The 14,805-nt window shown below is 39.0% G+C and carries 13 protein-coding genes; 5 read left to right on the top strand and 8 right to left on the bottom strand.

Annotation, left to right across the window (positions count from 1 at the left end):
- Positions 1-109: 109 nt before the first annotated feature.
- Positions 110-2,410, top strand: coding sequence for an extracellular solute-binding protein (locus HMPREF0240_RS16345; protein ID WP_009004521.1), 2,301 nt, complete (start codon positions 110-112; stop codon positions 2,408-2,410).
- A gap of 200 nt (positions 2,411-2,610) precedes the next feature.
- Here the strand turns inward: HMPREF0240_RS16345 and HMPREF0240_RS16340 are convergent, their stop codons facing one another.
- Positions 2,611-2,967, bottom strand: a complete 357-nt coding sequence (locus HMPREF0240_RS16340) for a hypothetical protein (protein WP_009004520.1) — start codon at positions 2,965-2,967, stop codon at positions 2,611-2,613.
- Positions 2,968-3,088: 121 nt separating this feature from the next.
- Entirely contained in the window at positions 3,089-3,946 is an 858-nt protein-coding gene (locus tag HMPREF0240_RS16335; RefSeq protein WP_347462627.1) for a sulfite exporter TauE/SafE family protein, read from the bottom strand.
- A 72-nt stretch (positions 3,947-4,018) separates the two neighbouring features.
- Here HMPREF0240_RS16335 and HMPREF0240_RS16330 point away from each other — a divergent pair, with 72 nt between their 5' ends.
- The 3 genes from HMPREF0240_RS16330 (at position 4,019) to HMPREF0240_RS16320 (ending at position 6,728) form a co-directional block, all read left to right on the top strand.
- Positions 4,019-4,888 carry a LysR family transcriptional regulator gene (locus HMPREF0240_RS16330; RefSeq protein ID WP_009004518.1) on the top strand — a complete coding sequence of 290 codons (870 nt, stop codon included), beginning with the start codon at positions 4,019-4,021 and terminating at the stop codon, positions 4,886-4,888.
- 45 nt (positions 4,889-4,933) lie between these two features.
- Entirely contained in the window at positions 4,934-5,164 is a 231-nt protein-coding gene (locus tag HMPREF0240_RS16325) for a helix-turn-helix domain-containing protein (RefSeq protein WP_009004517.1), read from the top strand.
- A gap of 109 nt (positions 5,165-5,273) precedes the next feature.
- The gene (locus HMPREF0240_RS16320; protein WP_035313798.1) at positions 5,274-6,728 is read left to right on the top strand and encodes an alpha-L-fucosidase; all 1,455 of its coding nucleotides are present in this window, start codon (positions 5,274-5,276) and stop codon (positions 6,726-6,728) included.
- A gap of 2 nt (positions 6,729-6,730) precedes the next feature.
- On the opposite strand, the gene HMPREF0240_RS16315 is transcribed toward HMPREF0240_RS16320, so the two are convergent.
- The 4 genes from HMPREF0240_RS16315 to HMPREF0240_RS16300 form a co-directional block, all read right to left on the bottom strand.
- Positions 6,731-6,919 carry a hypothetical protein gene (locus HMPREF0240_RS16315; RefSeq protein ID WP_035313797.1) on the bottom strand — a complete coding sequence of 63 codons (189 nt, stop codon included), beginning with the start codon at positions 6,917-6,919 and terminating at the stop codon, positions 6,731-6,733.
- Between the two features lie 107 nt (positions 6,920-7,026).
- On the bottom strand, positions 7,027-8,190 hold the full coding sequence (locus HMPREF0240_RS16310; RefSeq protein ID WP_009004515.1) for a mandelate racemase/muconate lactonizing enzyme family protein: 1,164 nt from the start codon (positions 8,188-8,190) through the stop codon (positions 7,027-7,029).
- Positions 8,191-8,225: 35 nt separating this feature from the next.
- Complete coding sequence (locus HMPREF0240_RS16305; RefSeq protein WP_157134256.1) at positions 8,226-9,821, bottom strand: BCCT family transporter; 1,596 nt, start codon at positions 9,819-9,821, stop codon at positions 8,226-8,228.
- Positions 9,822-9,846: 25 nt separating this feature from the next.
- The gene (locus tag HMPREF0240_RS16300; RefSeq protein ID WP_009004513.1) at positions 9,847-11,205 is read right to left on the bottom strand and encodes an FAD-dependent oxidoreductase; all 1,359 of its coding nucleotides are present in this window, start codon (positions 11,203-11,205) and stop codon (positions 9,847-9,849) included.
- A gap of 585 nt (positions 11,206-11,790) precedes the next feature.
- Here HMPREF0240_RS16300 and HMPREF0240_RS16295 point away from each other — a divergent pair.
- On the top strand, positions 11,791-12,498 hold the full coding sequence (locus tag HMPREF0240_RS16295; RefSeq protein WP_009004512.1) for a GntR family transcriptional regulator: 708 nt from the start codon (positions 11,791-11,793) through the stop codon (positions 12,496-12,498).
- Positions 12,499-12,709: 211 nt separating this feature from the next.
- Here the strand turns inward: HMPREF0240_RS16295 and HMPREF0240_RS16290 are convergent, their stop codons facing one another.
- Positions 12,710-13,855, bottom strand: a complete 1,146-nt coding sequence (locus HMPREF0240_RS16290; protein WP_009004511.1) for an iron-containing alcohol dehydrogenase — start codon at positions 13,853-13,855, stop codon at positions 12,710-12,712.
- Positions 13,856-13,886: 31 nt separating this feature from the next.
- Positions 13,887-14,804 carry a succinate--CoA ligase subunit alpha gene (gene sucD / locus HMPREF0240_RS16285; RefSeq protein WP_025656271.1) on the bottom strand — a complete coding sequence of 306 codons (918 nt, stop codon included), beginning with the start codon at positions 14,802-14,804 and terminating at the stop codon, positions 13,887-13,889.
- Position 14,805: the final 1 nt, after the last annotated feature.

The following is a 14,805-nucleotide window of genomic DNA, read 5'->3' as shown; positions in this document are numbered from 1 at the left end:
CATCCTATTCTCATAATGATATAGTAATTGTAATATTAAACTATATCAGACGTGAATGCTCGTATTCCGGAACAATACACGTTACCAATGAACAAATGAGGTATTTAATATGGGAAATGTTAAAATCAAAGATATTGCCGAGGCTGCCGGAGTCTCTCCAGCGACTGTATCCTGCTGCCTTACCGGTACTAGAAATGTAAAACCCGAGACAAAAGCCCGAATCATGGAAACAATTGAACGTTTGCGCTATATCCCCAACTCTTCTGCCAGAAACCTGCGTTGTAATTCTTCGAGCCATGTCGGTATCGTTCTCACAGGTATGGATGAATCTTTTTATGCAAATGTGCTGATTGGCATTTCTTCTGCCTTATCTTCTTCAGAACTATCATTGAGAGTGGCATTTTCACATAATTCTCCGGAAACAGAGTGCACCATCATTGATGATTTTATAAGTCAAAATATCTCTGGCCTGATACTTGTAACATGCCAGCCTGAGAATACGGCATTTTTTGAAAGCAGAATTGAACATTACCAAATTCCTGCAGTTTTTTTGGACAGAACCCCACATAGTTTAAAGACAAATTATGTAGGTTTCGATAACTTCAAAACGATTTCGTATTTTATGGATATCCTGCTCCGGAATCATTACCAGAAAATCGCCCTCTTCTGCGGCCCCACACATTTCAGTTCTGAAGCTGACTGTATTCACGCTTATCAGCATCATATGAGTCGTTTTCATCCCCAGCTTAAAGAGCTTATTTTTCCTACCAATGCTTCTAAAGAGGATGCGTTTAAAAATGCATTTATCAGCCTCAATGAACAAAATATGCAGGCTATTATATGCTCTTCTGAAGCAATTGCGACCGGTGTTTCGACGGCCGCCTCTCTCCTTGGACTGGATACAGAAAAAGACCTGCTGATTCTGTCACTGGCCGGAGAAAACTGGTGCCTTCCGGTTCAGTCACATGGCATGGTCTATTCCTCTAAATCAGCTTATAAAATGGGACTCCAGGCAGGCAGACTTTTAATGCAGGCAATGCAGGATGAAAGCCACAGTCAGGCTGTATCAACTATCCTAACGGATTCTATCTTGAGTCAGCTTACCTCCGAAACCATCCGGCAGGCGCCGCCTTTGATACAGAATCCCCATTCCCAGCCAAACTCCGTCCTACGGATTATGCTTACCGATTTAAATTCCGCTAATTCTATTACTATTCTCTCAAAACAGTTCGAAAGATTGGAAAATGTTAAAATAGAGTATGAGTTTGTTACACAAAAAGATGTCCTGAAATCAATTATTGCCGACAGCAAACTGCCAAGGCCCAGATTTGATATTTATATGTACGATATACCCTGGATTCACTATCTTGCACAAAATCGCCTGATTGAGGATATAACTGAATATATAAAGACAAGCCCTTTCCACGAAGGAAACTTTTTTTCACATAATTTAAACAATTGCCGGGTTGGAAACAGCTATTTCGGTGTACCCGTCGTAGGCGGTGCGCAGATCATGTTCTACAGAAAAGACCTGTTCGAAAATAAGACCTTGCAGAAAAGATATAAAGAATTATACAAAACTTCATTGAAGCCACCAAAAACGTGGAAGCAATTTCTTCAGACAGCACGTTTTTTCACAAAAAAATACAATTCCGGCTCTCCGACTCCATATGGCACGTCCCTGGCCGGAATTGATTCCCTGACATTAGCGCCAGAATTATTTGCAAGAATACTTTCGTGCGGCGGTTCTGTATGGGACTCCCACTGCCGGGTATCATTGAATTCACCCGAGAACCTCCAGGCTTTTTGCATTGTACAGGAGACAATTCGTTATTGTGAGAATTCTCCATTCGAAACTTCCATTGCTAAGACTGTACAGGATTTTTGCACCGGTAAAACAGCAATACTTATTACATATATTGAACGTGCAACCGAAATCACAAATGCCCTCACCCATAATATGATAGGTTCCGTTGATTACACTACCGTCCCCGGCTATGTCCCGGTAAGTATAGGCTGGAATTTTGGGATCAGCCCTTATACTGAGAATCTGGACGTAATCTATCACTACCTGAACTGGCTGGGAGACCGGGATGTCAACAATTATCTGACCATTCTTGATGGACAGACTGCCCACATGGAGCCTTACCATAATCCTGAATTTATCAGGCTGTATCCCTGGATGAAATATACGGAAAATAGTTTTAAATATTGCCGCAACCGAATACAGGTCTACAAGAAAAATGCTATGATAATACCACAAAATGAGATTGATAATCTGTTATATTTAATTTTAATGGATATTGAAATGAATGATTATACCGTAGAAGATGCCTTGTACAAAGCTCAGACCGAAGGCAAAGAGCTATTGAAGAAATATGGATATTATCCGACACCTAAACTGCATTGATTCTATTACCATATTCCTCGAAGAAAGGATTGGCAGTCCATTCATATGCGCTGCTGACCATAATGAATCGCCGGCATAAAGATGTTGACTGACCTCGATGGACTGCCTGACATATTTCATCCTTTCAGATGGAGGAATTTGCGTAATTCTTATCTTATCTGTTGTAAAGGAGTATGGTTTTGTCGGGTCAGCTTTATATTTTAAACATTCAGAAAATAGTAAAAGTCAATTTCATGCTTAGTTATCGTCATTCCCGGATTATCCAATCTGCCCCTGACTTCTTTAATGACTTCTTTATATGCATTCCAATATGCTTCTTCGCTGATTGTCAATGAAGGATTTCTTATGCTTACAACTATATAAATTATATCACCTGATTCGTGCCCACTTTTCAATTCACTCACAAGGTAATTTGTATCTATGATGCCTGTGACATAAATGCCCGTTTCCTCAAAAACCTTCTCAGCGCTCACTTCCCAAATATCGGCTAAAACATTAATTGTATAGCTTCTCTGGTCAACTCCCAGAAAAGTAACTGAATAGCGTTCTGTTATCATAGTTTTCCTCCATTTGTTTACAATTAGTATATGTTTCATGCCGAATATTGTGCTATAGAGCACTCCCCTAATCGCCTGCATCATATGTACTATTGTTTTCGATTTTTATACTATCAAACTCTTAATTTGTAAATATATAGTAATTATAAATATTAATGCAGATAATCAGAATCAGTAAGGCTGTAAATAATCTGTCAACAGCCCTGTTGGAAATTCTACTGTTGAGACTGCGCCCCATTATCCCACCCAATATGCCGCCGAGAACCATCATTAAAAGCATCGGTACGCTGAATTTAGGTATACTCCCTGTTAGAATAGCGGAAAGCAGGCTTGTAATCTGTGAATAGAAAATTATGTAAAGGGAATTTTCTGCTGCCGCCTTCGTATTCATGGAAAAGAAAAAGTATAAAACAGCAAGATTAACGGGGCCGCCGCCTATACCGAGAAAAGAAGAAAGAATTCCCAAAACAATACCTATAAATACACATACCGCAGCATTGGTAATATGATATGAGTTAAGCTTATTTCTGCAAAGGGTATATAATAGAGTTGCTGCAGTAATAATCAACAGGCAAATGGCCTGTATTGCTCCTATTTTATTTTTATCAGAACTCAAAGCAGAAATAAACCCAAACATCCATTTCCCTAAGATTCCCCCCGCAGCAGCACCGAGTGCAAGTGGAAGCCCGGTTTTGGGCTCAAGCTGTGATTTACCGTTGACTTTACTTTTCAGAACAGCATATGTGCTCATGGACAAAACAGTACAGCCAGATAAGAAGCTGATTGTGGCAACATCTAAAATTTGAAAAGCATCTAAAACAGGCTTAATAATAACACCGCCTCCAATGCCACAGATTGCACCGACAATAGACGCGCCGAAACAGATTACAAAAAATATAACCAGTAACATAGTTTCTCCTCTCTTTGTTTTATTTTTATGGTCTGTTTTAGTGTATAGTGGTTTATTGAAGTAAAACAATTGTTATGTTAATATAGAATACATATAAGAAATGATATAAATAAAACTGCAATTGGAAGAAAGGAACATAATATGACATTAAAGCATTTTCAGATATTTTCAGAAGTATGCCGATTTGGGAGCATAACAAAAGCAGCAGAATATATGAACATGGCTCAGCCCGCTGTCAGCCATGCTATCAGAGAATTGGAAAGCTACTATAGTGCCAGACTCTTTGAACGTATGAATCGCCGCATATATATCACACCGGCAGGTGAACAACTTCTTGCATATGCAGATTCCATACTTGGCCAGTTCAATGAAACAAGAGATGTTCTCAGAGATGCAGGTCGGTTCACAAAAGTAAGAATAGGAACGAATGTATCATATGGAACAGGAATATTTCCAAGTATGGTATCTGCCTTTTCGAAAGAGCATCCAGATATCCCTCTGTTTTTTACAGTACATAATTCAGGGAAGATCGAAGAATCTCTTTTGCGAAATGAACTGGACTTTGGAATCATTGATTATCCCAATAATCCTTTATATTTTCATTATATGCTGATAAGAGAGGAGGAAATGGCGGCGGTATGTACGCCAGAGTTTGAAATTCCTGATACTATCTCTATGGAAGAAATAGAAGGTATCCCTCTATTAGTAAGGGAAAAGGGGAGCGGTTCCCGCAATTATGTTGAACGCATTCTGTCTGATTACAGTATAAAACCACTGATTAAAATGGAAAGCGTAAGCACTCAAAGCTTAATTGAAATTTGTAAAACTGGAATGGGGATGTTATTTTTGCCCTTATCTTTAGTAAAAAGGCAGCTTGAAGACGGAAGCCTTCGGAAAATTAAAATTATAGAGAATAAATGGGAGAGAAAATATTATCTGGTTTACCATAAGAGTAAGTATTTGACCCAGAGCATGAAATTATTCCTGCAGTATGTAGCCGGAAATAAATAGAGCTAACAGGGATTGTAATCAACATAAATTTTTAATAAGTACGGTATGAGGAATGCGCTTTCTAAGAAAACATATGGAATATTACCCAGTGAATATATTCAGGAATGCCATCTGGAAAAAACAAAAGGACTTCTGCTGGCTGGAAAAACATCAAAGGATGTCGCTGAAATGGTAGGCTTTAAAGAGCCGCTGTATTTTCCAAAAGTATTTAAGAAAAACATGGCTCTGCCTCCGTCAAAATACGTGAAGCTGTGGGCCGGAAAACAAAGTCTTTAAAAACGAAGTGTTTCATTTTCTCCATATTGAAGTTTTCATATTTCCATTTCAAAATATAGATCTCAGAGATATAATATCAATATCAAAAATGCAAGAAAGGGAAAGACATATGAATAAACAAGAATATTTAGAAGAGATTGAAAAGGTAATTGAAAATGGTCCATATAAAGCGACCTGGGAATCGCTTTGCGGACATGAAACGCCAAAATGGTACCAGCAGGATAAATTTGGCATTTTTATCCATTGGGGAATATACAGCGTCCCTGCTTTTGGAAATGAATGGTATGCGCATTATGTATATAAACAGGGGAGCCCTGAATTTCAATATCATAAGGACAACTACGGGGATTTAAAAGCCTTCGGATATAAAGACTTTATTCCCATGTTTACAGCGGAAAAGTTCTGTGCAGAGCAGTGGGCGGAACTCTTTAAAGAAGCTGGCGCCAGGTTTGTTATGCCGGTCGCGGAACACCATGATGGATTTCAGATGTACGAGAGTGAACTAAGCGACTGGAATGCAAAGAAAATGGGACCAGGGAGAGATGTACTGGGAGAACTGAAAACAGCAGTGGAAAAACGGGATATGAAGATATGCGCATCTTCTCACCGCGCCGAGCACTGGTGGTTTTTTAACAGAGGACGGGATTTTGACTGTGATGTGCAGGATCAGGCATATCAGGCGTTCTACGGGCCTGCCTGCGGTCCAAGCCATAACTGGAATACCTTGTACGATAATGCCCCTGATGAGGAGTTTCTGGAAGACTGGTTGGTTAGAAGCTGTGAGATCGTAGATAAATACAGGCCTAAGATTATGTTTTTCGACTGGTGGATACAGGTATATGCGTTTAAAAGATATTTGCAGAAGTTTGCTGCCTATTATTATAACAGGGCGGCATCATGGGGAACTGATGTGGCAATAGATGCGAAGTTTGACGCTTATGTACATGGCAGTGCCGTAAAAGATATCGAAAGGGGACAGCTGAATCACATCAGTCCTGATTTCTGGCAGAATGATACCTCTGTAGCCAAAAATTCCTGGGGATATACGAAGAATAATGATTATAAGGATTCTGTAGAAATTATTCAGGATTTGGTTGATGTAGTAAGTAAGAATGGGGCGCTTCTTTTAAACATTGGTCCAAAGGCAGATGGAACAATCCCTAAGGAAGATGAAAATATATTAAGAGAAATCGGAAACTGGCTGAAGATTAATGGAGAAGCTATTTACAACACCGTTTATTGGAAAACTTTTGGGGAGGGTCCGACGGAAGTTCCTGAAGGACACTTTACGGACACACAGCGGAAGGAGTACACACCTCAGGATATCAGATTTACGGCCAGAGCAAATTACATTTATGCAACAGTCATGAAATGGCCTGTGTCTGGTACTGTGAAGATTAAATCCTTGGGAACCGGCAGCGGCTATTTCAAATCCTCTATTAAGGATATTGAGATTCTGGAAACAGGAGAGCATCCTTATTACGAATTAAGGCAGGATCTTGAAATATATACCACCCTATACGAAAGCAGCCGGCCGGTCTGTTTGAAAATAACGATAGACTAGAATCAATGGTAAATAGGCATAAAAACAGGACTGTGCATACGCTGCACAGTCCGTGTTAAAGACTTATAATATTCTCCCATAACTAACCCCCCCAATTCTTTTCCAACTTGGATAATGCCAATCTTTCCATTAAGATATCGTTCAACAATTTTTACTTTTTCTACCGGATCTATCTTACTTTTTCTAGACATAGAAATACCCCCATATAGGACTTTAATATCTCATTGTACTATATGGGGGTAGCATATCATATCATTCCCAACAGCCCCTTTATGGCTCCTACTACATTTGGTTGGCTTTATTCATCAAAATCTTTTCCTGTAACTTCCCTATAAAACGTTCTATTAATATCTATACCAAGACCTGGCAATGTTGGCTTTGCAAGGTAACCATCTACAATAGGCTCTTCATTTGTTGTAAGATTCTTTCTCAACGCACCTGCATAAAAATCAGGATGCAGGTATTCTACATACTTTGTATACTTATTGCTGATATGGAAATGACGACAAGCAGCCGCTGTTATACCTGTTTTCCACTGATGAGGGCTGACTTGTACGTTATACTGCTCTGCCATATGAGCAATCCTACGTAATTCGGTCAAACCACCACACCTATTATAATCAGGCTGGATGATAGAAACACCACTATATTTTAGCCAGATCTCTGCTTCAAAACGAGAGGTTCCCATTTCCATTCCACAAATTCGTGTTTTAACAGATTCAGATAGCTTTCTATGCCCCTCAATATCATCATGCGGAAGGGCTGCCTCTATAAAATAAATATCAATATCTTCTAATTTATTCAGAATCCACTTTACTTCTTCCCAATCGCTCCAACGGTAAAGTGGATCAACAGCCATATCAATCTCATCGCCAAGCATTTTTCTGCACTCACGCAGGTAGAAAACCACTTGTTCTTTTGTCATGATCGCATCCTGCATAAGACAAACTTTCACGGCCTTCACCTTTTTTTCTTTTGCTTTTTCCAACAAAGGTTTGTAGGCTGCCAAAGCAGTTTTGGGATCTGCATCAGAAGGACAATCCGGATAAAGTGTAAAATATGGTGTTACTTTATCGCGAAATTCCCCACCCATTAATTTATATACCGGGACATTATACTGTTTTCCGACCAAATCATAAAGAGCCATATCTATACCCGAAATTGCAAACATTCCAAAACCACGCATACCTATCCAACGTGTTGTTTCATACATACAATCCCAGTTGGCATCAAACTCTATTGGATCCCGTCCGATCAGAACGTCTGTAAGTCTGGATAACCATTTATGCTCTGTGTCTGCATTTGCAAAAGCAGCGATAACATCTGGTGAACCATCAGCTTCACCAATACCATAACGTCCTTTTTCATCAGTCACTTTTACAATACATGTATTTTGGCTCCAGTTATTTGCAGCAATATTTACAGGCAAAAATTCTATTTGTTTAATAAGTTTTCCATTCATAATCTGTTTCTACCTTTCTATTATTTTTTTTCACATTATTTATCAGCTTCTTTTGTTTCCATTTCTTCTACTGCTATATGCTCCATTATATTGGAACTAACCGTATAGTCCTTTTTCAACCACCGAATAAGGCAAATAAACATAATAACATAAAGAATAATCATAGGAGGCGCAGATATGATTGCCATCGACTTAATTGTGTTAATTGCACCGCCCATCAGTAAAGCAACCATGCTGATGGCTCCTACTGCAATGCACCATGTAATACGTATAGCCAAAGCGGGGTCACCATCTTTTTCAAGCTTTTTGGTCGTCATTAAAGACACTGCATATGTTGCAGATGACATTGTTGTAGTAATTAAAAAATATACCGATATAAGAAATATTATCAAAAGAATACTGCCGCCTGGAACAGAAGAAATTACCTCAATCACTGCCGCAGATAATCCCTTTTCATGAAACCATTCAATAATCGGAAGACTCCCTGTCAAAATACCATCTACTGTATACCCCCCTAAAACCCCCATAAAGAGCATGCACCCCAGTGAGCTGCCTACAACACAGGTAAGAATAACTTGTCTTATTGTGCGTCCTTTGGATACTTTTGCAATGAACAATCCCATCATAACAAGATATGCAAAATACCATGCCCAATAAAATATTGTCCAGTCCTGTGGAAAATTTGTCTTATGAACAGGGTCTGTATAAAACGACATTCTAAAAAAGTTATCCAGAATCATACCAGTGCTGTCACAAATATAATTTATTATGAAGGAAGTTGGTCCAACAACAAGAATAAAAATAATCATTGCAACAGAAACATAAACACAAATATCAGCTAGCTTGGAGATACCCTTTTTTAATCCAAGCGTCATAACAACAATATAGAATATAATAAACGAAGCAACAATCGTAACCTTGACACCTGTGGTAGGAACAATGCCAAATACCTTTTGAAGACCTGCACCTAATAACTCTGCCGAAAGTCCCATAGAAGTTGAAAATGCACCTAATGTACCAAAGATAGCAAAAACATTAATCATATAGCCAAGCCACGATTTTTCATGCTTTTTACCAATAACTTCTGCACAGACAGCACTTAGTCTAAGATTCGATTTCTTACGATTATGCATATAGTAACCATAAGGAATAGCCGGAAGCAAGAAAATTGCCCACCCAGTAATATTCCAGTGATATGTCGAATATGTGATTGCCCACGTACTTGCTTCTGCGCTTAATGGTTCAACACCATATGGGGGCCACAGCATATAATATATGGGCTCGCCAATCGCCCAGTAGACCAAACCCGCACCAACTCCAGCAGTAAACATCATAAACGCAAAACTTGCAAAAGAAAATTCCGGTTTTGCATCCTCACCACCAAAACGTACATTTCCATACTTCCCAAATGCAAGCCAGATTAGTACGGCAACGCAGCCTACAGCAACCGAATCTATCAAAATTCCGAGTTCGTGTGTTATAAAAGATGAACCCGCACCTGTAATGGTATTAAGTTTTTCCGGAAACATTGCTGATAAAATCATCACAACAAACACAAAAATAATTGCAGGCCACATAAGTTTCTGATCTGCATTTTTAAGCATTTCCTTCCGCCTATTAATTGGATTCATTGTTTTCCCTCCTTGATTTCGATTTTCAAACATTAAAGTTAGCTCCATCTTTGTCTAGATATTCCCTTACAGTTCTACCATCAAGCAAATCAAAATTTATATTATTTTTCATAGCTAATGCTGCTGCAATCCCAGCTGCATGTCCCATAGCGAAACACTGTGCCGTTACACGACATGAAGCAAGAGCTTCATGCTCAGCATCAATACATCTACCCGCTACAAGAAGATTAGAATACCCTATTGGTACCATCGTATCAAATGGAATCTCATAATAATCATCTTTTAGCCAAACTAACTTAGGCGCACTTCCTCGATGTAATTCTATTGGCCATGAACTTTTTGCAATACCATCTTGGAATTTTACACATTGTTCCACTTCCTTATTATGCAACATTCTTTTACAAACAACGCTGCGCGTTTGTCGTATACCTATACTAGAAGCATGCTCTCCTATATGACTTTTTTCACATCCTGGAATATATTCCTTCAAAAAGCGGGCATAATCCATTGCTTGCCGTTTTCCTATTATTTCCGCGTAAGATACTTCATTTACGTCTAGGCAATTCAAATTATCTCCATTTTTTTCAGAAACACTGGTTGCATTTATATAGATTTCTCCCGAATTTATTGTGCGGAAAATCCATATTTTTTTTCGAGGTAACGACACCTTATAAAAAGATTCTGCCGCTAATATCCTATCCGAAAAATCTTTATGGCAGATAGTATTTTCTCCGTAATAGTCCCAAAACTTCTTTTCATTCACATTTGCCAATTTAAAAATGAAACTTGGATTCTGGACAATTCCATCATTACCAAAGCGAAACATTCCGCCAGATGCTGCGACAAGAACAGCATCACCAGACGCGTCGATATAATTCTTTGCACATATACGTCCATATCCATTAGCAGTCAAAACATATACTTCTGTCAACTTTTTGTTTTCCATGACAGCATCGCATATAACAGTATGATACATGATTTTTACTCCCACAGCACAAAGCATATTTTCCGCGACAATTTTCCAGATAAACGGCTCATGGGCATCCACGTATGTATTTCCATATAGCTGGGGTTCTGTTAACCCCCCATATTTTTTCATTTCACATCGAAATCTCTCGGCGAAACCATATACTATCTGCCGAGGCCCCTTTTTAACCTGCCAATCTTCGTTTGTCAAATATAGACCACATATTGTTGCAGATAGGCCGCCAACTGCTTGTCCCCCTAGAAATCCGTTTTTTTCAACTAACAGTACTCGAAGGCCAAATCGTGCAGCCGTTTCGGCTGTCGCCACTCCTGCTGGCCCCCCACCTATAACGACCACATCTGCTTCTGCCAGTAAAGGTGCATTTTTAAATAAATAATATTTTTTTTCCTCCCGCATAGACATCACTCTCCCTTATACTTTTTATTATCCATATTAATTGTTGCTATGTATTTCTGTAATATATTATACTGATATATTACAGAAACATCAATATACATATTTAACATAAATCATCTGGTTGTTTTATGATATATTAACAAAAGAACGAAATATTTTACTGGAATTTTTCAATTGATGCAATTGATACGTATAAAAAAATTGATTTAATATATCTTGAAAAATAAAATAAAAAACGATATACTATATATATTCTGACTGATGTGTGCGCTTACGTATATTGTGGTATTTAGCCAGAGCCACTATCCTTATTTTGCTTTTGAAAGTATCTCTGAATAAAGGGAATTCTAGGCTTCCTTCCATTACAGTGATTCTCTTAACTCGCGCTACTGGTTCTGAATCGTGGTGCACATAGTCCCAATCCTGGGACAGGTATTTTTAAAAACACAAACTTATGCGGAGTTTCCTTTGTGGCTGGGTACATACACTAATAAATAGTTAAGTTTATGAGAACCAGCTATTATGTTTAGCAAACTGATAGTTTTTTAATCATAACCCATAAAAAATTAAAGATGAAGGTGTATTATGCAAACGGAAAGTTATTTTTCAAAAAAAGCCAAAAATACTTTGGTAGATACCGCTTATAAAAGATTAGAAGAAATGATTGTAACTGCCGAATTAAGACCTGATACAATAATAACAGAAACTGAGTTAAGCAATTATCTTAATATCGGTCGCACTCCTATTCGCGAAGCATTAAAAAAAATTGCTCTTACTCGTGCAATTGCCTTTTTACCCAGAAAAGGGATTTTAATACGTGTTATACCGATAGATGAACTTCTCCAACAAATTGAAGTTCGTTCTGTGTTAGAGGACTTAGCCATAAAATCTGCTGTTATGTATGCAAATGCTAAAGAACGCGAGGACTTGCGTTCTTTAGCAAAAGAATACCGACGTTTGACCGAAGAATGGAAACCAGCACTAGAAGCTTTGTATATAGATGATGAATTTAACCATTTACTTTGCAAATGTTCAAGAAATCCTTATATAACTGATACCCTTTTGCCTTTATATACACTTGCACGACGCAATTACTATTTAAATTATTTTATTGACAAAGAGTTGACGTATCTTGTAAATTTTCAGCATTCGGCCCTTATGGATGCAATAGCAGACGGAGATTTAAAATTAGCACTTGAATGTAATGAAAAACTTATGCAAAGTGTCGTTAAATTCAGCAGTCTTAGTTTACGTCTATGGCTCCCTGATATTGATGATCAAGAAAAATGCTAATTTAATCACGCCTCTGTCATACTAACAGAATAAGAAATCCCCCAGCACTTACCGGGGGAATGTCTGTCTTTTACCTTTTAAGTTTGCTTCGGCAATCATCAGGCAGGTTGGAGGATCATGGAAGAATATCCACCATCTCTTCCTTTGCCGGAAACACACTGAGTTCTTGCTAAGAGCATAAAACACTCAGGACATTCTATAAATAATGGATTTACAATGCTTTTTGATACAATAAAATCATATCTTTTTCCATTGTCTGTCGCGGATTCACCTGAACATTTGCACTTTTCATTGCATCTTCTGCCATTTGCGGGATTTTATCTTCAGTAACACCGATTTCTGACAGAGAACTCGGGAGACCAAGTTCTGCATTTAGCTTTTTTACTGCTTCCACAAGCATTTCCGGCTTGAAATCGATTTGCGGATCTTTACCTGTGATATAACCATAAATTTTCGCATAGCGGCCATGATCCGCCAACGCATTGTATTCTATGACTGAAGGCAGAATTACTGCATTTGCCACACCATGGGGAACATGGAAATAAGTACTGACCGGATGGCTCATGGCATGAACATTTCCAAGTTTTGCCCACGCGAATGCGATTCCTGCAAAATTACAGCCTGCCATCATAGCACATGCAGCATCTTCATCCTTTCGGTTGGCAACAAAACGACGAATATTTCCGCCGATCAGCTCCATTGCTTTCTCAGCCATTGCATCTGAGAAAGGTGTTGCCATCACAGACACATAAGCCTCCATCGCGTGAATCAATGCATCAATTCCACAAGATGCTGCGATAGATGCCGGTGCTGTCATAATCAATTCTGGATCAAGTACTGCATATTTCGGAATGATTTCATAGCTGATAATGGACAGTTTATAGTTTCTCTCTTCATCTGTAATTACGGCAGATGCTGTTACTTCACTTCCAGTTCCTGCAGTCGTTGGAATCGCAATCATAGGTACAATCGTTCCCGGAACTTTACAGAGACCTTCATAGTCTGTGATATTACCTCCATAATTCGCCAGCACTCCTACTGCCTTCGCCACATCCATTGGGCTTCCACCGCCTAGTGCCACAAGACTTGTCGCACCACATTTATGATAAAACGCTGTCGCTTCATTGACAATATTAATCGTAGGATTAGAAATGACTTCCAGATACTTTGTACACTTGATGCCACTGGCTTCGATAATATTCTGAATCCTATCTACAACACCAATTCTTTCCAGTCCATGATCTGATATAAGAAACACATGTTCCGAGCCGACTTCTTTTAAAATCTCCGGAAGTTTATTCAAACTGCCTGCTCCAAATTCTATATTCTGCGGTATTTTAAAACTAAACTCTTTCATTTTATTTATTGCTCCTATGTGTATTTTACGATTAGTCAATTTGCGGCGCCAGTGTTTTTAATCTTCCATCGGTGTGTATATTGTACTCATCGATGCACTCCACGATCTTTCCAAGTGTTGGACATACTGTAACACCTGCATCTTCCAATGCCGCTACTTTTGATTTTACAGTTCCCATACCGCCGCTTACAATTGCACCGGCATGCCCCATGCGCTTATTCTCCGGAGCGTACATTCCTGCGATATAAGCATATACCGGCTTTTTCATCCCCAGCTCTTTGATCTTAGCCGCTGCCATCTCTTCACTTGTTCCGCCTATTTCTCCGATTATCACAATCGCATCGGTTTCGTCATCTTTGGCAAACAGTTCCAATATGTCTGCGTGATTCATGCCGATTATTGAATCTCCACCGATTCCCACACAGGTAGAAAGTCCGAACCCCTTAAAAGTAAGGTTTGAAGCCGTCTCATGTGTCAGTGTTCCGCTTCGGGAAATGATACCAATATGCCCTTTCCCATAAATATAATCCGGCATAATTCCCAACTTAGACTTCCCCGGTGAAATGATACCTATTGTATTCGGTCCAACAACTTTTGCACCCAGTATTTTGGCTTCATTGACAATCTCTAACACATCCAGAACCGGAACGAATTCTGTGATAATTACCAGTAGCTTGATTCCTTCATGTAGTGCCCTCATAGCGGCATCTTTAACGAATTTTGGAGGTACAAGTAGCATTGCGGATTCAATTCCCGGAAATTTAATTTTTGCGTCTGCAACAGTTTCAAATACAGGTACGCCCTCTACTTTCTGTCCGCCCTTTCCCGGTGCAACACCGGCAAGGAGTTTTGCACCACTTTCCAATGTACGCATGCAGTGAGTACGGCCCTGTTTTCCTGTGATACCAATAATCATAAGTTCAGTATCCTGATTGATTAATATACTCATA

The sequence above is a fragment of the Clostridium sp. D5 genome, from assembly GCF_000190355.1.
In the GTDB taxonomy this organism is placed as follows: domain Bacteria; phylum Bacillota; class Clostridia; order Lachnospirales; family Lachnospiraceae; genus Faecalicatena; species Faecalicatena fissicatena_A.
This window is presented reverse-complemented; position numbering and strand designations above follow the sequence as displayed.